The sequence below is a fragment of the Blattabacterium cuenoti genome (genome assembly GCF_014251375.1).
GTDB lineage: Bacteria > Bacteroidota > Bacteroidia > Flavobacteriales > Blattabacteriaceae > Blattabacterium > Blattabacterium cuenoti_K.
The window spans coordinates 613665-639840 of the sequence record NZ_CP059187.1 but is presented as its reverse complement, the minus strand read 5'-3'; the positions used below and the strand labels follow the sequence as shown (position 1 = coordinate 639840).

28 protein-coding genes and 3 tRNA genes are annotated in these 26176 nt (G+C 25.8%); 26 read left to right on the top strand and 5 right to left on the bottom strand.

All coding sequences use genetic code 11. From position 1 onward, the window contains the following. Positions 1-133: 133 nt before the first annotated feature. The 15 genes from H0H71_RS03060 (at position 134) to H0H71_RS02990 (ending at position 12948) form a co-directional block, all read left to right on the top strand. On the top strand, positions 134-1378 hold the full coding sequence (locus H0H71_RS03060) for a mechanosensitive ion channel family protein (protein ID WP_185856058.1): 1245 nt from the start codon (positions 134-136) through the stop codon (positions 1376-1378). 41 nt (positions 1379-1419) lie between these two features. Continuing rightward, positions 1420-2145, top strand: a complete 726-nt coding sequence (locus H0H71_RS03055) for a pyridoxine 5'-phosphate synthase (RefSeq protein ID WP_185856057.1) — start codon at positions 1420-1422, stop codon at positions 2143-2145. A gap of 29 nt (positions 2146-2174) precedes the next feature. Beyond that, entirely contained in the window at positions 2175-2957 is a 783-nt protein-coding gene (locus H0H71_RS03050) for an alpha/beta fold hydrolase (RefSeq protein ID WP_185856056.1), read from the top strand. An 87-nt stretch (positions 2958-3044) separates the two neighbouring features. Next, a complete protein-coding gene (locus H0H71_RS03045) occupies positions 3045-5303 on the top strand; it encodes an aconitate hydratase (RefSeq protein ID WP_185856055.1) in 2259 nt (752 codons plus the stop codon). A 3-nt stretch (positions 5304-5306) separates the two neighbouring features. Continuing rightward, complete coding sequence (yidD, locus tag H0H71_RS03040; RefSeq protein ID WP_185856054.1) at positions 5307-5540, top strand: membrane protein insertion efficiency factor YidD; 234 nt, start codon at positions 5307-5309, stop codon at positions 5538-5540. 38 nt (positions 5541-5578) lie between these two features. After that, complete coding sequence (gene lgt / locus H0H71_RS03035; RefSeq protein ID WP_185856053.1) at positions 5579-6457, top strand: prolipoprotein diacylglyceryl transferase; 879 nt, start codon at positions 5579-5581, stop codon at positions 6455-6457. After that, positions 6454-7011 (top strand): DUF192 domain-containing protein, encoded by a 558-nt coding sequence (locus tag H0H71_RS03030; RefSeq protein ID WP_185856052.1) that lies wholly within the window; start codon positions 6454-6456, stop codon positions 7009-7011. The genes lgt and H0H71_RS03030 overlap by 4 nt, the downstream gene beginning before the upstream one ends. Positions 7012-7074: 63 nt before the next feature. Then, positions 7075-7425 (top strand): HesB/IscA family protein, encoded by a 351-nt coding sequence (locus H0H71_RS03025; protein WP_185856051.1) that lies wholly within the window; start codon positions 7075-7077, stop codon positions 7423-7425. After that, the gene (gene sufB / locus H0H71_RS03020) at positions 7422-8846 is read left to right on the top strand and encodes a Fe-S cluster assembly protein SufB (protein WP_185856050.1); all 1425 of its coding nucleotides are present in this window, start codon (positions 7422-7424) and stop codon (positions 8844-8846) included. Before H0H71_RS03025 ends, sufB begins: the two co-directional genes overlap by 4 nt. Positions 8847-8854: 8 nt before the next feature. Then, the gene (sufC, locus tag H0H71_RS03015) at positions 8855-9601 is read left to right on the top strand and encodes a Fe-S cluster assembly ATPase SufC (protein WP_185856049.1); all 747 of its coding nucleotides are present in this window, start codon (positions 8855-8857) and stop codon (positions 9599-9601) included. 28 nt (positions 9602-9629) lie between these two features. Next, entirely contained in the window at positions 9630-10970 is a 1341-nt protein-coding gene (locus tag H0H71_RS03010; protein ID WP_185856048.1) for a SufB/SufD family protein, read from the top strand. Between the two features lie 20 nt (positions 10971-10990). Further along, positions 10991-12229, top strand: coding sequence for an aminotransferase class V-fold PLP-dependent enzyme (locus tag H0H71_RS03005; RefSeq protein WP_185856047.1), 1239 nt, complete (start codon positions 10991-10993; stop codon positions 12227-12229). Between the two features lie 10 nt (positions 12230-12239). Next, positions 12240-12560, top strand: coding sequence for a 50S ribosomal protein L21 (gene rplU / locus H0H71_RS03000; protein ID WP_185856046.1), 321 nt, complete (start codon positions 12240-12242; stop codon positions 12558-12560). A 16-nt stretch (positions 12561-12576) separates the two neighbouring features. After that, a complete protein-coding gene (gene rpmA / locus H0H71_RS02995; RefSeq protein WP_185856045.1) occupies positions 12577-12858 on the top strand; it encodes a 50S ribosomal protein L27 in 282 nt (93 codons plus the stop codon). A gap of 15 nt (positions 12859-12873) precedes the next feature. Continuing rightward, positions 12874-12948: transfer RNA gene (locus H0H71_RS02990), tRNA-Arg, on the top strand. Between the two features lie 27 nt (positions 12949-12975). Here the strand turns inward: H0H71_RS02990 and H0H71_RS02985 are convergent. Next, a tRNA-Ile gene (locus H0H71_RS02985) sits at positions 12976-13049 on the bottom strand. Between the two features lie 74 nt (positions 13050-13123). Here H0H71_RS02985 and H0H71_RS02980 point away from each other — a divergent pair. Then, entirely contained in the window at positions 13124-13435 is a 312-nt protein-coding gene (locus H0H71_RS02980) for a ribosome-binding factor A (protein WP_185856044.1), read from the top strand. A 47-nt stretch (positions 13436-13482) separates the two neighbouring features. After that, a complete protein-coding gene (locus H0H71_RS02975; protein ID WP_185856043.1) occupies positions 13483-14712 on the top strand; it encodes an ABC transporter permease in 1230 nt (409 codons plus the stop codon). On the opposite strand, the gene H0H71_RS02970 is transcribed toward H0H71_RS02975, so the two are convergent. Together H0H71_RS02970 and H0H71_RS02965 are read right to left on the bottom strand one after the other, a co-directional pair. After that, the gene (locus H0H71_RS02970) at positions 14713-15636 is read right to left on the bottom strand and encodes a ribonuclease Z (protein ID WP_185856042.1); all 924 of its coding nucleotides are present in this window, start codon (positions 15634-15636) and stop codon (positions 14713-14715) included. It lies immediately after the preceding gene. A 115-nt stretch (positions 15637-15751) separates the two neighbouring features. Continuing rightward, positions 15752-16312, bottom strand: a complete 561-nt coding sequence (locus H0H71_RS02965) for a CPBP family glutamic-type intramembrane protease (RefSeq protein ID WP_238784452.1) — start codon at positions 16310-16312, stop codon at positions 15752-15754. Positions 16313-16981: 669 nt separating this feature from the next. Between H0H71_RS02965 and H0H71_RS02960 the strand changes: the two genes are divergently transcribed. Then, a complete protein-coding gene (locus tag H0H71_RS02960; RefSeq protein ID WP_238784451.1) occupies positions 16982-18046 on the top strand; it encodes a M14 family zinc carboxypeptidase in 1065 nt (354 codons plus the stop codon). A gap of 7 nt (positions 18047-18053) precedes the next feature. On the opposite strand, the gene rpmH is transcribed toward H0H71_RS02960, so the two are convergent. Continuing rightward, positions 18054-18203, bottom strand: coding sequence for a 50S ribosomal protein L34 (gene rpmH / locus H0H71_RS02955; RefSeq protein ID WP_185856039.1), 150 nt, complete (start codon positions 18201-18203; stop codon positions 18054-18056). 513 nt (positions 18204-18716) lie between these two features. Between rpmH and fabZ the strand changes: the two genes are divergently transcribed. The 7 genes from fabZ (at position 18717) to gap (ending at position 24652) form a co-directional block, all read left to right on the top strand. Continuing rightward, the gene (fabZ, locus tag H0H71_RS02950) at positions 18717-20030 is read left to right on the top strand and encodes a 3-hydroxyacyl-ACP dehydratase FabZ (RefSeq protein ID WP_185856503.1); all 1314 of its coding nucleotides are present in this window, start codon (positions 18717-18719) and stop codon (positions 20028-20030) included. Between the two features lie 202 nt (positions 20031-20232). Then, the gene (gene sucD / locus H0H71_RS02945) at positions 20233-21120 is read left to right on the top strand and encodes a succinate--CoA ligase subunit alpha (RefSeq protein ID WP_185856038.1); all 888 of its coding nucleotides are present in this window, start codon (positions 20233-20235) and stop codon (positions 21118-21120) included. A 4-nt stretch (positions 21121-21124) separates the two neighbouring features. Further along, on the top strand, positions 21125-21304 hold the full coding sequence (locus H0H71_RS03120) for a hypothetical protein (protein ID WP_317168080.1): 180 nt from the start codon (positions 21125-21127) through the stop codon (positions 21302-21304). A gap of 14 nt (positions 21305-21318) precedes the next feature. Next, on the top strand, positions 21319-21696 hold the full coding sequence (locus H0H71_RS02940) for an aminoacyl-tRNA hydrolase (RefSeq protein ID WP_317168079.1): 378 nt from the start codon (positions 21319-21321) through the stop codon (positions 21694-21696). Positions 21697-21703: 7 nt separating this feature from the next. Continuing rightward, positions 21704-21776: transfer RNA gene (locus H0H71_RS02935), tRNA-Arg, on the top strand. A 22-nt stretch (positions 21777-21798) separates the two neighbouring features. Continuing rightward, a complete protein-coding gene (lepA, locus tag H0H71_RS02930; protein ID WP_317168093.1) occupies positions 21799-23601 on the top strand; it encodes a translation elongation factor 4 in 1803 nt (600 codons plus the stop codon). Between the two features lie 28 nt (positions 23602-23629). Beyond that, on the top strand, positions 23630-24652 hold the full coding sequence (gene gap / locus H0H71_RS02925) for a type I glyceraldehyde-3-phosphate dehydrogenase (protein WP_185856036.1): 1023 nt from the start codon (positions 23630-23632) through the stop codon (positions 24650-24652). A 47-nt stretch (positions 24653-24699) separates the two neighbouring features. On the opposite strand, the gene H0H71_RS02920 is transcribed toward gap, so the two are convergent. After that, on the bottom strand, positions 24700-25131 hold the full coding sequence (locus H0H71_RS02920; protein WP_185856035.1) for a type I restriction enzyme HsdR N-terminal domain-containing protein: 432 nt from the start codon (positions 25129-25131) through the stop codon (positions 24700-24702). 78 nt (positions 25132-25209) lie between these two features. Between H0H71_RS02920 and trxB the strand changes: the two genes are divergently transcribed. Continuing rightward, a complete protein-coding gene (trxB, locus tag H0H71_RS02915; protein ID WP_185856034.1) occupies positions 25210-26151 on the top strand; it encodes a thioredoxin-disulfide reductase in 942 nt (313 codons plus the stop codon). Positions 26152-26176: the final 25 nt, after the last annotated feature.

Below are 26176 nucleotides of genomic sequence, written 5' to 3'. Positions count from 1 at the left end.
AATTTTTTTAATTTAAAAATTAAGAATTGAATCTATAAAATTTAGGTAAAATAACTTATATAATATGTATCCAGTGTATACTGGATGATAAAAAAAAGGATATTTATGTATTTTTGTAAAATTTTTTATGTAGATGTTGTTAGTAAATATTCAATCCGAATGGATCTATGAATTCACTCGGAATAATTTGGAGTTGAAAAACTGGGGGAGTATAACCATTATTATAATTAGTAAAATTTTTTTGTTTATTATTTTACTGGTTCTTTTAGAATTCCTTTTCAATAAAGGAGTTCGGTTTATAGGAAGGAGGATTGTAAGTAATATTATTTGGGGAAATATACTCTACGAAAATAAGGTATTTGATAGTTTAGCTCATTTTTTTCCATTATGTATTGGTTTTTTTTTGATTCAACCTTTTTTTAGAGATCATCACACAACTATTCTGTATTTGGAAAAGGTATTTAATATTTTATTTGTTCTGATTGTTTTACAATTTTTAATTAGAGTTATTAACTCAATTATGAGTATTTCTACTAGTGAAAATAATCATCAAACAATTGCAGTTCGTTCTTTTTCTCAATTATTAAAAATTGTTTCTAGTATATTTTGCGTTTTAATTATTATTTCTATTTTAACAAAAAATGATCTTCTTTCTGTTATCACTAGTTTAGGAGCTATTACTGCTATTGTGATTTTAGTTTTTAGGGATACAATACTAGGATTTGTATCTGGAGTACAAATGGCTTCTACAAAAATGATAAAAGTAGGTGATTGGATAGGAATTTCTAAATACAGTATAGAAGGAACCGTTATAGAAATTAATTTAATTTCCGCAAAAATAGAAAATTTTGATAAAACTATTACAAGTATTCCTACTTATGATTTAATATCCACTGCTGTTACAAATTTTGAAGTGATGCGTCAAAAAAATATACGTAGAATCAAAAGATCTATTTTATTTAATATTCAATCTTTTCATTTTTGTAATTCATCTAAATTAGAAAAATTTCAACATTTTTATTTAATAAAAAATTACATTCAAAAAAAACAAAAAGAAATAGATCTTTTTAATCAAAAGAAAAACATAGACGTAAGTATGGATATTAATGGAAGAAGGTTGACTAATATTGGTCTTTTCCGTCAATATGCATTAGAGTATTTACATCAACATCCTAGAATATCTCAATCAGAAACTTTGATGGTTAGACATTTAGAACCGACTCCTTACGGACTTCCTATAGAATTATATTGTTTTACAAAAACTTCTGAATCTGTCAAATATGAACAAATACAAGCTAGTGTTTTTGATCATTTGTTAACAGCAGCAAAAGAATTTAACTTAAAAGTAACACAGGTGACTACAAACGTTTCTCATTGATTGATTGATTGGAAAGTTCAAAAAATATATAAAAAAAATAAATGATAAAATTGAGCGTTAATTTAAATAAAATCGCAACATTGAGAAATGCAAGAGGAGGAAATATTCCCAATCTTTTGCAAGTAGCAATAGATGTACAAAAATTTGGGGCACATGGTATTACAGTCCACCCACGTCCTGATGAAAGACATATTACATATCAAGATGTTTATGATTTAAATTCTATCATTACGAAAGAATTAAATATTGAAGGAAAACCTATTAAAAAATTCATGAAATTAGTATTAGATATATGTCCTGATCAAGTTACTTTAGTTCCTGATTCTAAAAACGTTATAACTTCCAATTCAGGATGGAATACGATGTTTTATCAGAATTTATTAACTGAAAAAATTTCTCAATTGAAAGATCATGGAATTAGAACTTCTATTTTTCTAGATCCAAATCCAGAATTAGTTCCATATGCTGCAAAAACAGGTGCTGATCGAATAGAGTTATATACGGGATCTTTTGCTATAGGATATAATAAAAAAAAATGGGATTGTATTAATCCTTATATTTTAACTGCCAAAGCAGCTCTTAAGAATCATATGTTAGTAAACGCTGGGCATGATTTAAATTTAGATAATGTTTCTTTTTTAATTCAGAAAATTCCAAATCTTGTTGAAGTATCCATTGGCCACTCTTTAATTAGTGATTCGTTATATATGGGATTAGAAAACGCAATTCAAACTTATTTAAAAAAAATTCTATCATCATATCTATGATGATTTTACAGTATAAAAAAAAACCTATTATGATTTTACATTCGAAAATTTTAGGGAATGGATTTCCTCTATTAGTTTTTCATGGTTTATTTGGAAATGGAGAAAACTGGATGTCCTTTGCAAAGGAATTTTATAAATATTGTCAAGTTCATTTATTGGATATTAGAAATCATGGAAAAAGTTTTTCTTCAAAAGAAATGGATTATGAACTTATATCAAAGGATATCCTTGAATACATAAATCATCATGATTTATCACATCCTATATTAATCGGTCATTCTATGGGTGGAAGAGCGGTTATGAAATTTTCTATGAAATATCCATTAATTCCTAAAAAGATTATTATTGTGGATATCACTCATAAAGCTTATTCTCCTGAAATAGGTCACAAAAATAAAAATATTATTCAAATATTAAAAAACGTTAATTTTGATATTATTCAAACAAGAAAAGATCTTGACATTTTTCTCAAACCGTTGATTCATAACAAAGAAAAAAGAATTTTTTTTTCAAAGTGTACTTATAGAAAAAAAAATGGAAAACTAGCATTTCGTTTTTCTTTGTTTGAAATTGAAAAAAATTACGATTCATTAATTCATGAAGAAATCAAACAAAATGGAGTTTATAATGGCCCCGCACTTTTTTTACGGGGAGAAAATTCCAATTTTATTCTTTCTCAAGATTATATATCAATTAAAAAATTATTTCCAAATTCAAAAATTGTCACTATTAAAAAAGCAAAACACTGGATTCATGTAGAAAATCCAATAGATTTTTATAAAGAAGTTTCTAATTTTTTATCTATTTTTTAATTTTATTAATGAAATATTTTTTTTCAAAAATCATTGTCTAAGTTTCTAACTTTATTAACTTTAGAAATCATTTTATTTTTTATTATTATGATCTTTGATTTTGACATAATCCGAAATTTTTATTCAAATTTGAAATGTAAACTTGGTAAAGTTAGAAATAGGATAGCTTATCCAATGACTTATTCTGAAAAGGTGTTGTTTTCTCATTTATTAATAGAAGAAAATACGAATTATATCCGACATGAATCCTATTTAAATTTTTTTCCCGATCGTTTAGCTATGCAAGATGCTACTGCTCAAATGACGTTACTTCAATTTATGCAAACTGGAATACAAAAAACAGAAATTCCTACTACTGTTCATTGTGATCATTTAATAAAAGCTGAAAACGGGTTTGATCTAGACTTAGAAAAGTCTATTCAAGAAAATCAAGAAATTTATAGTTTTTTAAAATCTGCATCTAATAAATATGGAATTGGATTTTGGAAACCGGGATCAGGAATTATTCATCAAGTAATTTTGGAAAATTATGCATTTCCAGGTGGGATGATAATTGGAACGGATTCTCATACTCCTAATTCTGGTGGACTGGGGATGTTAGGGATAGGAATAGGAGGAGCAGATGCTGTAGAAGTAATGTCTGGATCCTTTTTAGAATTAAAACTTCCTAAAATTATTGGAGTTGATTTAAAAGGAAAATTAAGTGGATGGGCTTCTCCAAAGGATATTATATTAAAGTTATCTGGAATTCTGGGAGTAACAGGCGCAACAAATTCTATTATTGAGTATTTTGGAGATGGGGTAGAAAGTATTTCCTGCACAGGAAAGGCTACTATATGCAATATGGGAGCAGAAATAGGTGCAACATCTTCATTATTTCCATATGATATAAAAATGAAAGATTTTTTATATAGAAGCGGAAGAAATAAGATAGCTAAAATAGCTGATGAAATGAAAGATTTTTTGAAGGCAGATAAAGAAGTTTATCAAAATCCATGTGTTTATTATGATAAAGTTATAAGAATAGATTTAACTTCATTAGAACCACATATTAATGGACCTTTTACACCTGATCGTTCCATTCCAATTTCTAATATGAAAGAAGAAGTTTACAAGAACAATTGGCCTTCTAAAATAGAAGTTGGACTTATTGGTTCTTGTGCTAACTCTTCATATGAAGATATATCAAAAGTTGTATCTATAATTGAACAAGCAAAAAAAAAAAAATTAAAGATTGTTTCTGAATTTTTAATTACACCAGGATCCAATAGGATCTATCAGATTTTAGAAAAACAGGGGTTAATCTCTATTTTTCATAGTATTGGAGCGAAAGTTTTTTCTAATGCATGTGGACCTTGTATTGGCCAATGGAAGAGAAAAGGAAGTCATAATAATCTAAGAAATACAATTATTCATTCTTTTAATAGAAATTTTTCATCTCGAAATGATGGAAATCCTAAAACGCATGCTTTTATAGCTTCTCCTGAAATTGTTACAGCTTTTATTTTTTCCGGATATTTGACCTTTGATCCCAGAAAGGATTTCATAAAAAATGAAATGGGGGAATATGTTAAATTTGATGAACCTATATCTACAAATATGCCTCTTTTTAAGAGTCCTAAAAATATGGTATTAGAATATGAACCACCTCAAAAAAACAATGTAGAAAATATTAAAATTGATTTTAATTCAGATCGTTTACAAATTTTATCACCATTTCCATGTTGGGATGGTGATAATTTGTTAAATCTAAAACTTTTAATTAAAATAAAAGGAAAATGCACCACTGATCATATCTCCATGGCAGGTCCATGGTTAAAATATAGAGGACATATTGAAAATATTTCTGAAAACTTATTAATTGGTGCTGTAAATTCTTTTAATGAAAAAACTAATAGAATAAAAAATGTTATAACTGGAAATTATGGTCTAGTTCCTGAAATCGCAAAATTTTATAAGTTAAAAAAAATCTCCACTTTAATTGTGGGGGATGAAAATTATGGAGAAGGATCTTCAAGGGAACATGCAGCTATGGAACCTCGTTTTTTAGGAGTTCGTGTCATTCTTGTAAAATCTTTTTCTAGAATACATGAAATCAATTTAAAAAGACAAGGAATTTTAGCTTTAACTTTTTTTGATCCTTTAGATTATAAAAAAATTCAAGAAGAGGATACTTTTCATTTTTATATAAAGGATTTTCGGCCTAAAAAAAATATTAATGTAAAATTAATTCATAAAAACGGAGTTCAAGAGAACATAATAGTTAAACATTCTTATAATGGAAAACAAATTCAATGGTTCAGGGCAGGTTCTTTTTTAAATTTTCTGAAAAGTATTTCACAATAAATAATGAAAATAAAAGTAATTTTTTTTATTAAAAATTTTCTATTAAAAAGTATAAAGTTTTATCAAATAGGAATATCTCCATGGATAGGAAAAAACTGTAGATATTTTCCAACTTGTTCAGATTATATGATTCAAGCTTTGAAAAAATATAGTATTTTTTTGGCTTTATTCATTGTTTTTAAAAGAATTATTCGATGTCAACCATGGGGCAAATCAGGATATGATCCTATCAAATAAATTATATATAAAACTATAAAACCATAAGATAACAGGAAATGTTAGAATATATCAATTGGAATCCGATAACTAAATTTTCTTTTTGGGAAGGAGTATTTTCTATTCATATTTATAGTCTCATGTTTGTTTTTTCTTTTATAACTGGATGGTATGTTATGACCTATATTTATAGGATTGATCATGTAAATCAAAAATATTTAGATCCTTTATTGGTATATACTGTTTTAGGAACTTTTATAGGGGCTAGATTAGGACAAGTTTTTTTTTATGACTTTTTATACTTTTCAGATAATCATTGGATAGAAGCTTTTTTTCCTATAGTAGAAAATCCTAAAAAAAGTTTTTTATTAGGAATGATAAAAGGTTATGAATTTGTTGGATATAGAGGATTGTCTAGTCATGGAGCAACTATAGGAATTAGTTTATCTAGTTTTCTCTATAGCAGAAAGATACTAAAAAGAAATTTTTTTTGGTTATGTGATCGATTATGTATTATATCGGCATTATCTTCAGTTTTTATAAGAATAGGAAATTTTTTCAACTCTGAAATTGTAGGGACTCCATCTAATTTACCTTGGGCAGTAAAATTTGTACAAATGGATACAGAATATGGAGAAATAATTCCTAGACATCCCACACAAATATATGAATCTATCAGTTATTTATTCATTTTTTTATTCTTATGGTTCTTCTATAGAAAAAGAAATACAAAAAAACCAACAGGATATATATCAGGAGTGTTTTTTATTTTTCTTTGGGGGGCTCGTTTTCTTTTAGAATTTCTAAAAGAACCACAAGGAGATGAGATGATTCATCTATTGTTTATGAACACGGGACAGTGTTTAAGTATTCCGTATATTATTTTTGGAGTTTTTATACTTTTTTTTTCTCAAAAAAAGAAATCTTTTTTTTCATGAAAAAAGTCTGTTTATCTTTTTTATTCTTTCTCATCTTTCTCATTTTTGTCTCTTCTGAAAGAGAAGAAAATGATTTTATTTTATCAGATTTATCAGAAAGTATATCAGATCAGTTAGAAATTGAATTTATTAAACATGGAGAACTATATATAAAAAATGAAAATTTTTTCAAAAAAATTGACATAGAATTTGCAAGTAGTGATATAGAAAAAAAAAATGGATTGACATATAGATCCTTTTTAAAAGAAGATAGAGGAATGTTGTTTCTTTTAAAGGATAGAGAGGAATCTCTACAAATGAAAATGAATATGAAAAATATGAGAATTCCTTTAGATATTCTTTATATAGATGATTCGAATACAGTTGTCTTTATAGATAAATATGTTCATCCAATGATGAATAATAATAAAGAAGAAGTAGACTATTATTTTCCAAATAATAATATAAGATATGTTTTGGAAATAAATGCGGGGATGTCAGACAAATGGGGAGTTAAAAAAGGAATCACTAAAATAATTTATGTATTGAAAAAGGATTTTATTTTTAATGAATAAAAAAAAAGATATTGAAATTCTTTTTTTTACTTATTTTTATTAATAATTAAATTATTAAATATTATGGTTTTTATATCTGATCAAGCTAAAAAAAAATTGATTTCTCTTATGAAAGAAGAAGGTATTTCTAATGATGTTTCTTTTGTTAGATTTGGGGTAAAAAGTGGTGGATGTTCTGGATTATCTTATGAACTTACTTTTGATAAAAAACAAAAAAAAGAAGACAAACTGTTTCAACACGAAAATATGAAAATACTAATAGATCAAAATAGTATTCCTTATTTGTCAGAAACTACGTTAGAATATTCAGGCGGACTCAATGGAAAAGGATTTTATTTTAAAAATCCTAATGCAAAACATACTTGTGGGTGTGGAAAAAGTTTTTCATCATCATATCATAACAAAACTGAATGAAAAAAAATAAAAAAATACTAGAAAATTTTACTAATTCTGAATATAAATATGGATTTTATACCCCAATAAAATCTGACAGAATTCCGTTTGGATTAAATGAAAAAGTTATTCAAAAAATATCAGAAAAAAAAAACGAACCAATATGGATGTTAAATTGGAGGATGGAATCTTATGCTATATGGAAAAAAATGTCTCATCCAAAATGGGCAAATATAATATTTAAAGTTCCTGATTTTCAAAAAATCAGTTACTATTCTGCACCTAAAAAAAAACTGGACGAAAAAAATACAGAATTGTTAAACACATTTAAAAAATTAGGTGTTTCTATAGAAGAGAAATCTTTTTCTGGAATTGCAACAGATATTGTTTTAGATTCTGTTTCTTTAATAACTACATTTCAGAAAAAATTGAAAGATCAGGGAATTATATTTTGTTCTATCAATGAGGCTTTAATCCAATATCCAGATCTTGTAAAAAGATACTTAGGTTCAGTTGTTTCAAAAAAAGATAATTTTTATGCAGCTTTAAATTCAGCTGTATTTTCAGATGGATCATTTTGTTACATTCCAAAAGGAATTCGGTGTCCTATGGAGTTGTCAACATATTTTCGTATTAACGAAAATAGAACCGGACAATTTGAAAGAACTTTAATTATTGCAGATAAAGGTTCTTATGTCAGCTATTTAGAAGGGTGTACGGCACCACAAAGAAAAGAAAATCAATTGCATGCAGCTGTAGTAGAAATTGTTGCTTTAGAAAATTCTGAAATAAAATATTCTACGGTACAAAATTGGTACCCCGGAAACAAAAAAGGCGAAGGAGGAATTTTTAATTTTGTTACAAAACGTGGATTATGTAAAAATAATGCTAAAATATCTTGGATTCAAGTGGAAACTGGATCTTCAATTACTTGGAAATATCCGTCTTGTATTCTACAAGGAGATTTTTCTAGAGGAGAATTTTATTCTTTGGCATTAACTAAAGATTTTCAACAAGCGGATACAGGAACTAAGATGATTCATCTAGGAAAGCAAACTAAGAGTGTAATTATATCAAAAGGAATATCTACTGGAAAAGCTCAAAATAATTATAGAGGATTAGTAAAAATTTCATCTAGAGCTGTAAAATCACGTAATTTTTCTCAATGTGATTCTTTATTGATAGGAAATCAATGTGGAGCTCATACTTTTCCTTATATCAGTGTTTATAATTCTAATTCTCAAGTAGAACATGAAGCAACTACTTCAAAAATTGGAGAAAACCAAATTTTTTATTGTAATCAACGGGGGATTGATACAGAAAAAGCTGTTTCTCTTATTGTAAATGGTTTTAGTAATGAAATATTAAAAAAATTACCTATGGAATTTGCTGTGGAAGCTCAAAAACTTTTGGAAATTTCTTTGGAGGGATCTGTTGGTTGAATCTCATTATGTTGATTATTAACAATTTACATGTTTCTATAGAAGGAAAAGAAATTTTGAAAGGAATAAATTTGGAAATCCATTCGGGGGAGATTCATGTCATTATGGGGCCAAATGGATCTGGTAAAAGCACACTTGCTTACGTTATTTCTGGAAAAAAAGAATATAATATCACTAAAGGAAATCTTTTTTTTATGAAAAAAGATTTAAAAAATTTTTCTACAGAAGAACGTGCACATTTAGGCATTTTTCTTTCTTTTCAACATCCAGTAGAAATACCTGGTATTTCTGTGATTAACTTTATTAAAACTGCAATTAATGAATCTCGTAAAGCTAGAGGAATGGAAAAAATGTCTGCTAAAGAAATACTTATTAAAAGTAAAGAAAAATCTGTTCTTTTAAATATAGAAAAAGATTTTCTTTATCGTTCTTTAAACGAGGGATTTTCAGGAGGAGAGAAAAAACGTAATGAAATATTTCAAATGGCAATGTTAGATCCTTTATTATCCATTTTGGATGAAATTGATTCAGGATTGGATATAGATGCATTACGTATTGTTGCAAAAGGAATTAATTGTTTAAAAAAAGAGACAAATTCTATTTTAATTATTACTCATTATAAAAGATTGTTAGATTATCTACTTTCAGATTATATTATACACATTTTATATGATGGAAAAATAGTTCAATCAGGAAACAAAGAGTTATCTGAAAAATTGGAAAAAGAAGGATATGATTGGATCAAAAAAAAGTGAAAGTAAAAATTTTAATCGTTTTTAATTAATGTTAAAAGATAAAATTATTTCCAGTTTTTCAGATTTTGATAAAGATTTTTATGAAAAAAGTCCATACAGATCCATGTTACGACGTGAATCAATTGATCTATTTAGAAAAATGGGGTTTCCATCATCTACTGATGAAAATTGGAGATATACGAATATTAATTCTGTTTTTAATCAATACAAGAATGAGAATATTTTTTTTTCAGAAAAAATTATCGATTTAGAAGATTTTAATATTGAAAAATACCTTTATCTAAATGAAGAAGATTCTTTTCTCATTATTTTTGTAAATGGACAATATAAATATAATTCATTTTTTCTTGAAAAAGAAACGTTTAATACTACTAAGAAAAAGGGTCTTATTATATCAAATATAGCTTCACAAGAAGAAGAAAAAATTAATAATTTCTATGGAAAATTATCATATAAATATGATGCTTTTAATACATTAAATACAATTTTTTCAAAAGACGGTGTTTATATTTATATTCCTGATAATGTTTTTTTGAAAAAAACTATAGAAATATTACACATTTTTACAGAAACAAAAACGAAATCAAAAGTAATGTTTCATCATGCAAGAAACTTGATTATAGTAGGAAAATATTCTTCTGTGAGAATAGTAGAACATCATAAATGTTTAAAAAAACATTTAGGATTCATTAATTCAGTTAGTGAAATTTATGCTTTTCATAATAGTAATATAGAATATTATAAAATTCAAGATGATTTAGAAGAAGATTCTTCTATTATGATAGATAACACTTTTTTAAAACAGAAACTCAATAGTAAATGTTCCGTTTATACTTTTTCTTTTCAAGGAAAATTTATTAGAAACAATTTAAACTTATATTCTCATGGAGAATTTTCTTCTTCCCATTTGTATGGAGTTTCTCTTTTATCAGGAACCCAATTGGTAGATCATCATACTTTAGTAGATCATTTATATTCTAATTCTATTAGTTTTCAATTGTACAAAAATATTTTATGTGAAAAGTCTATAGGAATTTTTGATGGAAAAATTGTTGTTGATAAATGGATAAAAGGAATCAATGCATTTCAGAGAAATAATAATATTCTTCTTTCCGATGAATCTTGTATATACACTAATCCTCAATTAAAAATTTTTTCTGATTATGTAAAATGTTCACATGGTTGTACTGTTGGAAATCTTAATGAATCTGATTTATTTTATTTTCAATCAAGAGGTATTTCAGAAACAGAAAGTAGAGTTTTATTATTGTTCTCTTTTTTAGAAGAAGTGTTGAGGACTATTAATATTTTAAAATTGAAAAATTTATTATATAGAAAAATAAAGAGAAAATTAGGTATATATTTGTAATTGATTTTTGATTGCATAATATGCTTTCACAAGAAAGAATTCAAAAAATTAGAGATCAATTTCCAATTTTAAATCAAAAAGTTTATTCAAAGCCTTTGGTTTATATAGATAATGCAGCGACTACTCAGAAACCTTTACAAGTAATTTTGGCTTCTAATAATTATTATTCCACAATGAATTCTAATATTCATCGGGGATATCATTTTTTAAGTCAAAAATCCACTACATATGTAGAAAAAGTAAGAAAAAAAATTCAAAAATTTATTCATGCAAAATATCCATCAGAAATTATCTTTACTAAAGGAACTACAGAATCTATTAATTTAGTAGCATCTAGTATAACTTCTTCAATAAAAAAAGGAGATGAAATAATTATTTCTTATCTTGAACATCATTCTAATATTGTCCCTTGGCAAATTCTTTGTGAAAGAAAAGAAGCGGCATTAAAAGTTATTCCCATTAATAAAGATGGATTTTTGAAATTTGAAAATTTTGAACTTTTAATTTCAGAAAAAACAAAAATTGTAGCAATTAATCATATATCTAATGTTTTAGGAATCATCAATTCTGTGAAAAAAATTATTGATAAATCCCATGAGTATGGGGCTTTAGTTTTGATTGATGGAGCACAAGCTATTTCCAATTTATGTTTGAATGTACAAAATCTAAATACTGATTTTTATGTTTTTTCTGCACATAAAATGTATGGTCCTACTGGAATTGGAGTTTTATATGGGAAAGAAAAGATATTAGAGAAACTTTCTCCTTATCAAGTAGGTGGAGAAATGATTAAGAAAGTAAGTTTTAAAAAAACTACTTATTCAGAGTTACCATTTAAATTTGAAGCTGGAACTCCAAATATAGAAGGAATTATTGTATGGGGGGCAGCTATAGATTTTGTGGAAAAAATAGGGATAAAGAATATTAAATCTTATAAAAAAGAGCTTTTAATTTACGCTACAAAACGTTTAAATACTATAGACGGAATTCAATTATATGGAAATAATGATCCTAAAAATAAATCTGGTATTATTTCGTTTAATTTAAGTAAATTGCATTGTTTCGATGTGGGAAGTATTTTAGATCGTTTTGGTATTGCTGTTAGAACGGGCCATCTTTGCGCTCATCCTTTAATGAGTTTTTTTAATGTTACAGGAATGATTCGTGTGAGTTTTTCTGTGTATAATACTTTTAAAGAAATAGATTACCTGTTTGATAGTCTTTTGAAAACAAAGAAATTTCTGTTAAAATCTCAATAAAGAAATTGTTATGGTATATGCTATTGTTTTTTTTCTAGGAAAACAATTAAAACTTATTGAAAATAAATATGTTTATGTCCCTCATCTTCATGAAGATTTAGGAAAAAATATTTTTTTAAATAAAGTTTTTTTATTTTATAAAAATGGTTATTCTCAAATAGGAACTCCTTTTTTGAAAAATATAAATGTCCAAGTAGAAATTCTACAACATTTAAAGGGAAATAAGATAATTATTTTTAAAAAAAAAAGAAGAAAAGGATATAAAATAAAGAATGGATTTAGACCTTTGTTTACAAAAATTAAAGTAATTTCTTTTTTGCAAAAAGAATAAAAAAAAATAATAGTAAATGGCTCATAAAAAAGGTTCAGGAAGTTCTAGGAATGGAAGAGATTCAAAAGGAAGAAGATTAGGAATAAAAATATATGGAAATCAATATGTAAAATCTGGAGAAATAATACTTCGTCAACGGGGGACAAAACATCATCCTGGAAAAAACGTAGAAATGGGAAAAGATCATACTTTATATTCTGTAAAAAATGGGTTTGTTCTTTTCAAAAAAAAAAGAAAAAACAGATCATTTGTATCCGTTACATCAGAAAATAAAAAGAAAAGATCTAATATAAAATGATTTTTTTTATTATTAGACTGGGTAGTTCAAATAGGATAGAGCGACAGTTTCCTAAACTGTAAGTTGTGGGTTCGAGTCCCTCCCCGGTCTCTGTCTGTAGTCTCTAATCTTATACAATGGTCTCAGCTGGATTTGAACCAGCGACCCCCTGATTATGAGTCAGATGCTCTAACCAACTGAGCTATGAGACCTTATAAATAAATACAATGTTACAACAATATTTGACCTATTACAAATTTTTTGAAATAAAATATAATAAATAGGGATGAATACTATTCAAAAAAAAAAATTCTCCTCTATATTTTACGTAGAAATTGCAGAAATTTTGCAAAAGGAATTTAATAGTACTTCCAATACTATAAATAAAGAAGGTATTTTAGTGACTTTAATTAAAGTTTCTGTTTCTTCTGATATGAGTTTAATAATAGTATATTTATCTATTTATCCTTTTTTAGATAGAAAAATTTTAAAAAAAATTCGTTTAAAATCTGGATTTTATAGAAAACTACTTTCCAAAAGACTTAGATATTGTGTGAAGAAAATTCCAGAATTAGATTTTCGTGTTATAAATTTTTAGATTTTATAATCAATATATGAAAAAATAAAAAAAACTTTATCTGATTTTTGAAAACTTCTTTTGATATAGCGATACGCTATTTTTTTTCTAAAAAAAAAGTGAATGTTGTAAACATAATTCTTTTTTTATCTACTGTCTCTCTCAGTGTATCTACATTTGTTTTATCTATAATTTTATCTGTCTTTTCGGGATTAGAAGATTTGAATAAAAAATTTTATCAGACTCATTATTCTGATATTACTATATCTTCTTTTCATGGAAAAGAAATTGATATGAATGAAAATTTTTTAAGGAAAAAAATGAAATCTGTGAAAGGGATTATGTCATTTTCTAAAACTATAGAAAAAAAAGTTTTTTTCCATTACAAAAATACTGTATTTTTTTTTCCTTTAAAAGGTGTAGATAATGAATATGAAAAAGTTATGAAAAATTTTAAGATATTTTTTTTGGAAAAAAAAAATAGAAAAACGACAGAAGAAAAAAATAAAATAAATCTATATATAGGTCTTTCTTCACCTATCATTCATTATTTTCCATTCTTTTTTTTTAGAGAAAGAGAAAAACAGTTTTTTCCTTCTGTAACAATTCAACTTCTTACTTTTATAAAAAAAAGTCATAAAATTTCAATTCCATTTTTTATACAAAAAAAGGCAATAATAAAAGGATTTTTTCAATTCAATCAAAATACTGATAAGAAATATTTATTTTGTAATTTATCTGATATTCAGAATATAATAAATAAAAATGTATTTCACACATTGGAGATAAAAATTTGTCAAAATGAAAATATTTCTACAATAAAAAAAATTCTGAAAAAGAAATTTGGATCTCAATTTATGATAAAAACACGTGAAGAAGAAGAAAAAGCTTTTTATAAAGTCGTTAATTCCGAAAAATTATTCATTTATTTTCTATTCAGTTTAATTACATTAATTACTGGATTCAATTTAATTAGTGCGATTTATATACTAAAATTAGATAAGGAAAATCAACTTTTTGTACTATGGAGTTTGGGGTATTCTTTATCTAAAATAAAAAGAATTTTTTTATCTATAGGAATTCTTATTACTATTTTTGGATGGATGTTTGGAATATTTATATCCTATATTGTTTCTTTTTTACAAAAAAAATATCATTTACTGAAAATTGTAGAGGATATTCCTTTTCCAGTTAAATTCACAATAGAAAATTTTTGTGTCATAACATGTGTTATTTTTACAGTGGGAGTTATTGTATCTTTTTTTTCCTGTAGAAAAATAGGAATTAGAATTATTTAGTTAATAATCTAAATAATATGTTTTCAAAGGTTCCGATGCTTCTACATTAAAAAATATTTCTTTTGCTTCTTTTTCAAATGCTTTAATGTTTGGAAATCTATTAGAAAAATGTCCTAAAAGTAATTTTTTAACTTTAGCTTTTTTTGCTATACAAGCGGCTTCATTTGCTGTAGAATGCCCTGTATTAATTGCTCTATTTTTTTCTTCTTTTAAAAAAGTAGACTCATGATATAATAAATCTACTGATTTGATATGTTCTATAATAGGAGAATGATAAGAAGTATCTGAACAAAAAGCATAAGATAATATTTTAGGAGGATCAAATGTTAATTGATAATTAGGAATAATTTTTCCTTTTTTTGTCATAAAGTCTTTTCCGAGTTTTAGATTTTTATAATCTACAATTTTTATATCAGGAATTTTTTTTATTTCTTTCATATTTAATTTTCTATTGCTTGGTTTTTCTTTAAAAAGAAACCCATTTGTATAAATTCTATGTTTTAATGGAATAGTGTATACTTCTATTTTTTCATTTTCCATAATTTTTTCCAATTTTTTAGAAGACAATTCTATATGATCAATACAATATTTAAGTCTGGTGTAAGACCATTTAAAATGAGTATCAATAATTTCTTTTAATCCTTTTGGAGCGTATATATTTACTGATTTCTCTCTCCCTAATAAATGAAAAGTAGATAACAATCCTATGAGCCCAAAAAAATGATCTCCATGAAGATGAGATATGAATATATGTGCTATTTTATTAAATTTTATTTTTGCTTTTCTTAATTGGACTTGAGTTCCTTCTCCACAATCAATAAGAAAAGAATCCCCTTTCATCTCTAGTATTTGAGCGGTTGGATAAAATTTATCTGTTGGAATTGAAGAATGACAGCCCAATATAGTTAATGAAGGTTTTTTCATCTAAAAATTTTCTTAGAGAAGAGAATCTTCAATCCTCCTATTTTAGAATTAGAAATAATGTTTCTCTTTGTATTCTTTTTTGTATTTGTAAAAGAATGATAACATGTCTTATCTCTTATCTTATGTTTTTCTTATTTTCTTCTTTTTTTTTAAAAAAAAGAAAAACACAACCAGATGGAATAACTAAACAACTAGTTATTAACAAAATAAACAAAAAATTAAAATTTTCCTGTTCTGAAAAAATTTTTTCAAGTTTCATGTTCATGAAAAAAAACATAGAAAAGACAGCAATAGCATTATTAAATACATGTAATAATATGCAATCTATTATGGAATTTGTAATAAAATAAACGAATCCTATGAAACTTCCAATGAGCATCCCACCTATGAATTGCCAAGGATTCATATGAGTTAATCCAAATAAAAAAGAGGAAAATAGAATCGCTTTTATTGGATGTATTTTATTTTTTAACATTCCATTTAAAATAATTCCTCTAAAAAGAACCTCTTCACATATAGGGGCTAGCAAAACAGTAGTAGAAAAAAAGGAGATTGTATTTTTAGATTCTTCTTTCAAAAAATCCTCCATTTCCTTATACATATTTCCTAATAGAGGTCCTTCTTTTGGAAGAAATGAAGTGATGCAGTCATTCAGTATTATCACGACAAACATCATACAAAAAATTATAATATAAGTATACCAGGGAGAAATTTTGAATGACAATTCAATGGATAGATTTTTTTTTTGAGCTTGATGAGATATGAATATGAATAAAAATATAAAAGGAATAGTATATGATATAGAAAATATCATATTTTCAGGTAAATTGATTGCGATCAACAATTTTCTGAAAATTACATGAAATAAATTTAAAGTAGTAAAAGCTAAAATCAATAGAAATGACTCAATATAATTTATTTTAAAATAATTCTTCATAATAAAAAAATAAAAATTCGTTCGTTATAGTAAGATCTTATTTTTTTTTAGTTTTAAAAAAAAAAGAAAACATTTTTATACTAGCTTTATTAGAGAAATAATGTAGGAATACTTCTATCCGATGATGTATTTATGTATCAATTTAGTGAAATTGACAATTCATTTTATACATAAAATTTTTGTTTAGTCAATCTATCTATTTTTTTATGTTAATCATTTTTCACTTATATTTTTGTAATAAGTGAAAGATAAAACAATTTTTTTTAAAAAAAATTGTTTTATCTATTAAATTATAAAAATGTAATGTTAAATTTTGATCTCTATTCTTTAGAGAAAGATTATGATACATATTTTAGGGATAAAAGTTTAAATAATTCTAGAATTTTAAGGTATTCTCAACTCTTAAGAATGATAAGAAAATATAAAAATATATGTTCTATTATTCCAGTAGGATTTTCTATAGAAGGGAGAAAAATTTTTAAAATTAAATGGGGGGAAGGAAAGATAAAAGTTTTTATTTGGTCTCAAATGCATGGAAATGAAACAACTGGAACAAGATCAATGTTTGATCTATTTCATTTTTTCTTTAAAAAAGAAAATCATGATTTAGTTAAATTATTAAGAAAAAATTTAACTATTTTCTTTATTCCTATGTTAAATCCTGATGGATCCGAAAAATTTCAAAGACGGAATTCTGTTAATATTGATTTAAATAGAGATGTTATTCGTTTACAATCTCCAGAAATTAGAATTTTGTTATATGAAATTGAAAAAAGTTATCCTCATATTTTATTTAATCTACATGATCAAAGAAGTATTTATAATATTGGAGATAAATTTTTTAATCCAGCCCTTTTATCTTTTTTATCCCCTTCTGTAAAAGGAATTGTTAAAGTAACTTCAGAAAGAAAAAAAGCTATGGGATTGATCTCTTCTATTGCAAAAAAAATGAAAAAAGTATTACCTAAAATAGGTTCAATAGGAAGATATTCTGATGCACCATTTCCTACAGCTACTGGAGATAATTTGCAGAAAAATGGTTATCCTTGTATTCTTCTTGAGGCGGGGGTTTATCCTAATGACCAGCAAAAAGAAATTATCAGAAAATATAACGCATTATCTATTCTTACAGGATTTTATTTCCTTTCTACTAAAGAAAAATATCTTGAAAAAAATTATAAATCTTATTTTCATATTCCTGAAAATAAAAAAAATCTATTTGATAAGATTTATAGAGAAGTTCAAATTCAGAAAGGAAATAAAAAGTTCTTAGTTGATTTAGGAATAATGAAATATGAAGAATTTGATCCTGTAAAAAAAAATATTCATTTGATTCCTAAAATAGTTGACATAGGAGATTTGTCTAATTTTTTTGCATATGAAGAAATTATTGCTAACGGAAAAAAATTTTTTAGTCAAGAAGGAAAATATTTTCCTGAAATTGGAGACAAAGAATTATTTAAAATTATTTAAATATAATTCATTTTTTATAGTTAGAAACCGTTAATTTATTTCTTCCTTTTTTTCTTCTTCTAGATATAATTCTACGACCACTTTTTGTGCTCATACGTTTTAAAAAACCATGAACGTTTACTTTTTTTCTATTGGAAGGTTGATAAGTTCTTTTCATTATTTAGGAGATTATTATAATTGTATATATTATTATATATGGTTGATTCTTCTTCTATTCTTCTAATTAAGTTTATTTTTAATTTAATTAAGATGAAATAAAGTTTATTTATTAATAAGTTAAGTAATAATAATAATGTAATAACTTCTTATTCTTACCTGTTTTTTTTGATCTAGTATAGATCTCGATTCCGCTTCAATAAATACACATTATTCGGATTCAAATGAATTATGAATTAAATAAACAAACAGGAAAGCAATAAAAGAATTAAAAAACCAAGAATAAAACCTGTTAAAAAAAAAATGAAACGTCTCGAAAAACTCATAGTATTAGGAAACTTAGTGTAAATTCTAAATTACGTAAAGTTTTTTTATTTTTTTTATACGATTTATCCTATTTTTATGCATTAAATTTTAATGGATTTTAATAGTTAGTTTTTAGAGAGAGAAAGAGTAGAGCACGAAAAGAGTGAGTGGAGGGAGGGGATTGATAGAATCAATTAAACAAGAATTTATGCTTGAAAAGCAAAAAACCATTACAACACAAATATCCTTGCAAGGAATCGGATTATATACTAAAAAAAACGTTACTATTACTTTTAAACCAGCGCCAGTAGATACTGGATTTATTTTTGTAAGAACAGATATAAAAGAAAAACCTTCTACAAAAGCACATATTTCATTAATATTAGTCAATGAAGAAGAAACTGAGAAGGGAATTATTTTAGAAAATAATGGGTTAAGAATCTATACGAGTGAACATGTCCTTGCTGCTCTTTCAGGAATGGATTTAGATAACGTAATTGTAGAATTAAACAACATAGAATTTCCTATAATGGATGGATCTTCCAGATGTTTTGTAGAAGCTATTGAGAAAGTGGGAATTGTAGAACAACACGCTGAAAGGGAATATTACTCAGTAAATAAAATAATGTCATATTCAGATCCAAAAACAGGAGGAGAAATTTTAGTTTTACCTTCTAAAAAATTTGAATTAGCAACTATAGTTGATTTTGATTCAAAATTGATTCATTCACAAAATGCTGTTTTAAAACATTTTAAACAATTTAAACAAAAAATAGCAAATTCAAAAATTTTTTGTTCTCTTTTTAAAAAGGATAAGAAAAACATAGGGGGACATCATATATTTTCGTTTTTTTCTCCTTTTTGTTTTTGTGAGTATAATAATAACAATGAAGTAGCTAAACACTATCTTTTAGACATTATGGGATATTTAACTTTAACAGGAATAAAAATAAAAGGAAAAATAATTGCTTATAATCCATCTCATCATATCAATATACAGTTTGTAAAGAAATTGCAAAAAGAAATTCAAAAATTGAAAAATGTTCCTGAATTTGATTTAACAAAAGAGCCTATTTTTGATATTAAGAATATTATGAGAATTTTACCTCATAAACCTCCATTTCTATTAGTAGATAAAATTATGGAACTAACTGAAAATAGAGTAATAGGTGTAAAAAATGTTACTATGAATGAGCCTTTTTTTATGGGCCATTTTCCTAATGAACCAATTATGCCTGGAGTATTACAAATAGAAGCTATAGCGCAGGTAGGTGGAATTTTGGCATTAAAAAAAATGAAAAATCCAGAATTTTATTCTACCTATTTTTTGAAAATAGATAAAGTGAAATTTAAAAAAAAAGTAGTTCCTGGAGATTTGATAGTATTTCAAGTAGATTTGCTAGAACCTATAAAAAGAGGAATAGTCCATATGAAAGGGAAAGGGTACGTAAATAAAAAACTAGTCATGGAAGCAGAAGTAATAGCGAAATTGGTAAATAAAAAATTGATGAATTCTGAATGAATTAAAAAAATAGAATGAAATCGAATGAATGTTAAACAAACAAACTATCAGTTTGTTGATGATTCATAATAATCATATATAATACTGGTAATGGAAAATACAATACACACAATACATTAAAATAAATACTGAAAATAAATTTTCTCTAGGACGGTAGAGAAAAGATTAGTAAAAAAAATAAAGATTAAATTGTTAATATAATATGAGTATTTTAATAGATGAAACCATTAAAGTTATTGTACAAGGATTAACTGGAAAAGAAGGATTATTTCATACTGAACAAATGATGAATTATGGAACCTCTATAGTAGGAGGAGTAACACCTGGAAAGGGAGGAAAAGTTTTTTTGGGAATTCCTATTTTTAATACTATGTATGAAGCAGTTAATAATACAGGAGGAAATGTAAGTGTTATTTTTGTTCCTTCTTTATTTGCTTCAGATGCTATTCTAGAAGCAATTAGCACAAATATTGAAATTATTGTATGTATTACTGAAGGAATTCCTGTTTCAGACATGATTTTAGTAAAACATTTTTTAAAAGGAAAGAAATCACGTTTGATTGGTCCAAACTGTCCGGGGATTATTTCTTCTGAAAAAGCAAAAGTAGGGATTATGCCCAATTTAGTTTTCAATAAAAAAGGAAAAGTAGGAATTGTATCTAGATCTGGAACACTGACTTATGAAGCAGCAGATCAAATAGTAAAAGAAGGATACGGAATCTCCACTGCTATTGGAATAGGAGGGGATAGTATTATTGGAATGAATATAAAAGAAATTTTAGAAATATTTTTTAAAGATATTGAAACAGAATGTATTGTAATGATTGGAGAAATAGGTGGAAAATTAGAAATTGAGGCTTCAGAATGGATAAAAAAATCAAAAAATAAAAAACCAATAATAGGATTTATAGCAGGTCAAACTGCTCCAAAAGGACGTATAATGGGTCATGCTGGAGCTATTATAGGAAACGAAATAGAAACGGCACAAGTAAAAATGAATATCATGGAAAAATGTGGAATACATGTAGTAAAATCACCAGCAGATATAGGAATGAAAGTGAATGAAGTCTTTCATTCAGAATATATATAAAAAAATGGAAAAATTTTTAATAGTTGGATTAGGAAATCCTGGATTTGTATATGAGAAAACAAGACACAATTTAGGATTTTTAATTTTAGATCAAATTGCAAAAAAATATTCTTTTTCTTTTTTAGAAAAAAAATTGGGTTTTGTCTCAAAATTAAATTTTGAAAAAAAAAACTTTTTTTTTTAAAACCTTTAACTTATGTGAATTGTTCCGGAATTTCTGTTAAATATTGGATAAATAAAGAGAAAATTGATTATAAAAATATTCTTATCATATCTGATGATATTTATCTTCATTTTGGAAATCTTAGATTAAGAGGAAAAGGAGGAGATGGAGGTCATAATGGATTGAAAAACATTGAAAAAGAGTTAGGAACATCACATTATGCTCGTCTTCGTTTTGGAATAAAGAATAATAATTTTTCTTCAAAAGTTAATTATGTGTTAGAAAACTGGGATAAAGAAGAATATAAAAAATTATCCCAAAAATTATTTTCAATAGGTATTGATATAATATTTTCATTTATTGAAAATGGATTACAAAAAACTATGAATTTATTCAATAAAAAATTAATTTAAAAAATTAGACCTTGTAGTTTAATTGGATAGAATATAGGATTCCGATTCCTATGATATGGGTTCAAATCCCTTCAAGGTCATTAAATTTATATAGGTATTATGATTCATCAGATTCGTAATTTTTGTATCATTGCACATATAGATCATGGAAAAAGCACTTTAGCAGATCGTTTATTGGAATTCACAAAAACTGTTTCCATAAAAGAATACAATAAAAATCAACTACTTGACAATATGGATTTAGAAAGAGAACGTGGAATTACTATTAAAAGCCATGCAGTTCAAATGGAATATAAATATAAAAATCAAACATATATATTAAATTTAATTGATACTCCGGGACATGTTGATTTTTCTTATGAAGTCTCACGTTCTATTTCTGCATGTGAAGGGGCATTACTTGTTGTTGACTGTACTAAAAGCGTTCAAGCACAAACTGTCTCCAATCTTTCTTTAGCATTAAAAAAAAATCTTGTAGTTATCCCCATTTTAAATAAAATAGATCTGTCTGATTCAAGATCAGAGTTTGTAATAGAAGAAATTACAGAATTGATTGGATGTGATCCTGAAGAGATTATTTCTGTCAGTGCAAAAAATGGATTAGGAATTAAAAATGTTTTAGATCAAATTGTGACAAAAATTCCTCATCCAAATGGAAATTCAAAATCTCCTCTTCAAGCGTTAATATTTGATTCTTTGTATAATCCATTTACAGGAGTAGAAGCCTATTTTATAGTAAAGAATGGATGTATTCAAAAAGGACAAAAATTACGATTTATGTCTACAGGAAAAATTTATTGTGCTTATGAAATAGGCACTCTAAAATTAAAACATGTTTCTAAAAATAAAGTAGAAACAGGAGATGTAGGATATGTTGTTTCTGGAATAAAGAATCCTTACGAAGTAAAAGTGGGAGATACTATAACTGATTCTAAAAACCCAGCTTTAAAGGAAATAAGTGGATTCGAAGAATCTAAACCTATGGTTTTTGCAAGTATTTATCCAGTCAATTCTGACAAATATGAAGAATTGCGTTCATCTATGGGAAAATTGCAATTGAATGATTCTTCTTTGACTTTTACCTCTGAATCTTCTCCTGCTTTAGGATTCGGATTTCATTGTGGTTTTTTAGGCTTACTTCATATGGAAGTTGTTAGAGATCGTCTTGATCGTGAATATGGAATTTCTATTATTATCACTATTCCTAATGTTTCTTACAGGATTTTTATGAAAAAAAAAACATCTCAAGTAATAGAAGTAAATAACCCTTCAGATTTTCCAGAAACTGAAAAAATACAAAAAATAGAAGAACCTTATGTTTTTGTTTCCATTCTTACGAAAAAAGAATTTTTAGGAAAAGTTATCAATCTGTGTATTGGAAAACGTGGTAAAATGGTTGGAGATCAACACTACTTAACTTCAGAAAGAGTTAAGATTACATTTGAAATGCCTTTATCTGAAATAATATTTGATTTTTATAATAAATTAAAAACCATATCTAGTGGATATGCATCTTTTGATTATAATTTTTTAGGTTATAGAAATTCAAACTTAAAAAAAATAAATGTATTAATTAACCATAAAAATATAGAACCTTTATCTCTTTTAGTTCATAAAAACAATGCTTTTTTTATGGCAAAAAAAATATGTAAAAAATTATCTCTTTTAATTCCAAAACATCAATTTTGTATCCCAATTCAGGTTTCTATTTCTGGAAAAATTGTTGCAAGAGAAACAATTCAAGCCTTAAGAAAAAATGTAACCGAAAAATGTTATGGAGGAGATATTTCTAGAAAACGAAAACTTTTGAAAAAACAAAAAAAAGGAAAGAAAAAAATGCGTCAAATAGGAAAAGTTGAAATTCCTTCATCTGCTTTTATGACTTTTTTAAAAGTTAAAAATTAATTTTATAATAAAACATAAATTATTAATTATGTCAAAAATTAAAATAGGAATCAATGGTCTTGGAAGAATAGGGAAATTAGTTTTAATGTCTGCTTTAAAGAGAAATAATATGGAAGTTGTATGTATAAATGATTTAGTCAATTCAGACTATTTAGCATATATATTAAAATATGATTCTGTACATGGGGGATTCAAAGGAGATCTTCATATAGAAGAAAATTATTTAATTTTAAATGGAAACCGTATCAAAGTTAGTAACGAAAAAGATCCAAAAAATTTAAAATGGGGTGATTTAGATGTCAATTATGTTGTAGAGTCAACTGGAATTTTTTTAACAAAAAATTTAGCTGGGGGGCATTTACAGTCAGGAGCAAAAAAGGTTATATTATCTTCTCCTCCAAAAGATGAAGAGGATATTCCAATGTATGTTATGGGGGTTAATCATAACACTATGAAATCTCATCAAATGATTGTATCTAATGCTTCTTGTACAACGAATTGTTTAGCTCCGATAATTAAAGTATTGAATGATAATTTTGGAGTATTAGAAGGATTGATGACTACTATACATGCTTCTACTGCTACTCAAAAAGTAGTAGATTCTGTTTCTATAAGAGATTGGAAATCTGGAAGATCTTCATTAAATAATATTATTCCTTCATCTACAGGTGCTGCGAAAGCAGTTGGAAAAATTATTCCAAGTTTAAATGGTAAGTTGACTGGTATGGCTTTTAGAGTCCCGATTTCTGATGTTTCTGTATTAGATTTAACTGTTTGTTTAAAAAATAGTACCAATTATAATCAGGTTAAATTCTATATGAAGAAATCATCTGAAACTACATTAAAAGGTATTTTAGGATATACGGAAGATGAAGTAGTATCTACTGACTTTATAGGAGATCAAAGAATCTCTATTTTTGATGCAAATTCTAGCATTATGTTAAGTCCTACTTTTATAAAAATAGTTTCATGGTATGATAATGAAGTTGCTTATTCAACTAAGTTGATAGATCTCATTGATTACATGCATCATTCATTTATGAATATATGATGGATAATCATATGAATTAAATTCATTTCGTCATTTATTTATTTTTTTTATGGAATATGATTTAAAAATAAAAATTTTTTAGTGTATTTATCTACTTGAAAAATAAAGCTTTTAATTCCATTACTTACCATTAAATAGGGAGCTTTTATTTTTTTATTATAATAAGAAATTTGATTGAAAGTTTTTTGTGTTATAGAAATATTTGGTGCTTTACATTCAATTAATATGTATGGTCTTTCTTTTAAGTGCACTAAAAGATCTAATCGTTTATTTAATTTGTTTATTTGAAAAGGAATTTCTACTTTTAAATTTGAATTTTTGTAATTTTTCACTTTTTTCAATAGAAAAATTATATATTGTCGGATGACTTCTTCTTGAGTTAAGGTATAAAATTTTTTTCTAATTACGCAATAAATATAAGTTTTATTTTTTACTTTTTTTAAATGTAAATAATTAAGAAAAAAATAGAAAAATGACATAAGATATATAAAATATATTTAAATTTTTGATGCTGAAATTTTGTTTTTTTTTATATATAAGAAAAGAGTTGTTTTATTATGTCAAAAGAAAAAATAGTTAATTGCGTAATTATAGGATCTGGACCTTCCGGATATTCTGCTGCTATATATGCTGCTCGTGCAGATTTAAATCCTATTCTTTTTGCAGGATCGCAACCCGGAGGTCAATTAATGTTCACTACAAATGTAGATAATTATCTTGGATTTCCTATAGGAATTAGTGGAAAGAATTTCATGGAAAACTGTAAAAAACAAGCAAAACGATTTAATACTGTAATTTTATATAAGAATGTTAGTGAAGTTCATTTTTCAAGTAAAAAAGGAGGCACGCATCGTATTAATATAGAAAATAGTAGTAGTCTAGAAAGTAAAGGGATTATCATAGCTACAGGTTCTCGTCCTAAATTTTTGGGGATTGAAAAAGAAAAAAAATTTATGGGTTTAGGAGTTTCTTTTTGTGCCACTTGTGATGGTTTTTTTCATAAAGGAAAAGATGTCGCGGTGGTAGGTGGAGGGGATACTGCTTTGGAAGAAGCTAGTTATTTATCAAAAATTTGTAAAAATGTATATTTATTAGTAAGAAAAAATTCATTTAAAGCTTCTAAACTTTTACAAAACAGAGTTTTAAAAAAAAAAAATATAACTATATTGTTTAGTACTAAAATTTTAGAAATTATTGGAGATAATTTTTTAGAAGGAATAAAAATAATTCATAATACTAATAAAACTATTCAGAAACTTTTGATTAGTGGATTATTTATAGCCATAGGGAATTGTCCTAATACGGAGATTTTTCAAAAAAAACTTTCTTTAGATGAAAGAGGATATATTCTTGTAAAAAGGGGGAGTACTCATACTAATATACCAGGAGTATTTGCATCAGGAGATGTACAAGATCCTATTTATCGTCAAGCTATTACTTCTGCTGGTAGTGGATGTATGGCCGCTTTAGATTTAGAAAGGTATCTATCTGATATTTAATAAATATTAATTTTTAATCAATTAA

Excerpts from the sequence above, each read along its gene's own strand:
- H0H71_RS03060 (WP_185856058.1), top strand. The coding sequence starts at position 134 with ATGTTGTTAGTAAATATTCAATCCGAATGGATCTATGAATTCACTCGG.
- H0H71_RS03055 (WP_185856057.1), top strand. The coding sequence starts at position 1,420 with ATGATAAAATTGAGCGTTAATTTAAATAAAATCGCAACATTGAGAAAT.
- H0H71_RS03050 (WP_185856056.1), top strand. The coding sequence starts at position 2,175 with ATGATTTTACATTCGAAAATTTTAGGGAATGGATTTCCTCTATTAGTT.
- H0H71_RS03045 (WP_185856055.1), top strand. The coding sequence starts at position 3,045 with ATGATCTTTGATTTTGACATAATCCGAAATTTTTATTCAAATTTGAAA.
- yidD (WP_185856054.1), top strand. The coding sequence starts at position 5,307 with ATGAAAATAAAAGTAATTTTTTTTATTAAAAATTTTCTATTAAAAAGT.
- lgt (WP_185856053.1), top strand. The coding sequence starts at position 5,579 with ATGTTAGAATATATCAATTGGAATCCGATAACTAAATTTTCTTTTTGG.
- H0H71_RS03030 (WP_185856052.1), top strand. The coding sequence starts at position 6,454 with ATGAAAAAAGTCTGTTTATCTTTTTTATTCTTTCTCATCTTTCTCATT.
- H0H71_RS03025 (WP_185856051.1), top strand. The coding sequence starts at position 7,075 with ATGGTTTTTATATCTGATCAAGCTAAAAAAAAATTGATTTCTCTTATG.
- sufB (WP_185856050.1), top strand. The coding sequence starts at position 7,422 with ATGAAAAAAAATAAAAAAATACTAGAAAATTTTACTAATTCTGAATAT.
- sufC (WP_185856049.1), top strand. The coding sequence starts at position 8,855 with ATGTTGATTATTAACAATTTACATGTTTCTATAGAAGGAAAAGAAATT.
- H0H71_RS03010 (WP_185856048.1), top strand. The coding sequence starts at position 9,630 with ATGTTAAAAGATAAAATTATTTCCAGTTTTTCAGATTTTGATAAAGAT.
- H0H71_RS03005 (WP_185856047.1), top strand. The coding sequence starts at position 10,991 with ATGCTTTCACAAGAAAGAATTCAAAAAATTAGAGATCAATTTCCAATT.
- rplU (WP_185856046.1), top strand. The coding sequence starts at position 12,240 with ATGGTATATGCTATTGTTTTTTTTCTAGGAAAACAATTAAAACTTATT.
- rpmA (WP_185856045.1), top strand. The coding sequence starts at position 12,577 with ATGGCTCATAAAAAAGGTTCAGGAAGTTCTAGGAATGGAAGAGATTCA.
- H0H71_RS02980 (WP_185856044.1), top strand. The coding sequence starts at position 13,124 with ATGAATACTATTCAAAAAAAAAAATTCTCCTCTATATTTTACGTAGAA.
- H0H71_RS02970 (WP_185856042.1), bottom strand. The coding sequence starts at position 15,636 with ATGAAAAAACCTTCATTAACTATATTGGGCTGTCATTCTTCAATTCCA.
- H0H71_RS02965 (WP_238784452.1), bottom strand. The coding sequence starts at position 16,312 with ATGATGTTTGTCGTGATAATACTGAATGACTGCATCACTTCATTTCTT.
- H0H71_RS02960 (WP_238784451.1), top strand. The coding sequence starts at position 16,982 with ATGATAAGAAAATATAAAAATATATGTTCTATTATTCCAGTAGGATTT.
- rpmH (WP_185856039.1), bottom strand. The coding sequence starts at position 18,203 with ATGAAAAGAACTTATCAACCTTCCAATAGAAAAAAAGTAAACGTTCAT.
- fabZ (WP_185856503.1), top strand. The coding sequence starts at position 18,717 with ATGCTTGAAAAGCAAAAAACCATTACAACACAAATATCCTTGCAAGGA.
- sucD (WP_185856038.1), top strand. The coding sequence starts at position 20,233 with ATGAGTATTTTAATAGATGAAACCATTAAAGTTATTGTACAAGGATTA.
- H0H71_RS03120 (WP_317168080.1), top strand. The coding sequence starts at position 21,125 with ATGGAAAAATTTTTAATAGTTGGATTAGGAAATCCTGGATTTGTATAT.
- gap (WP_185856036.1), top strand. The coding sequence starts at position 23,630 with ATGTCAAAAATTAAAATAGGAATCAATGGTCTTGGAAGAATAGGGAAA.
- H0H71_RS02920 (WP_185856035.1), bottom strand. The coding sequence starts at position 25,131 with ATGTCATTTTTCTATTTTTTTCTTAATTATTTACATTTAAAAAAAGTA.
- trxB (WP_185856034.1), top strand. The coding sequence starts at position 25,210 with ATGTCAAAAGAAAAAATAGTTAATTGCGTAATTATAGGATCTGGACCT.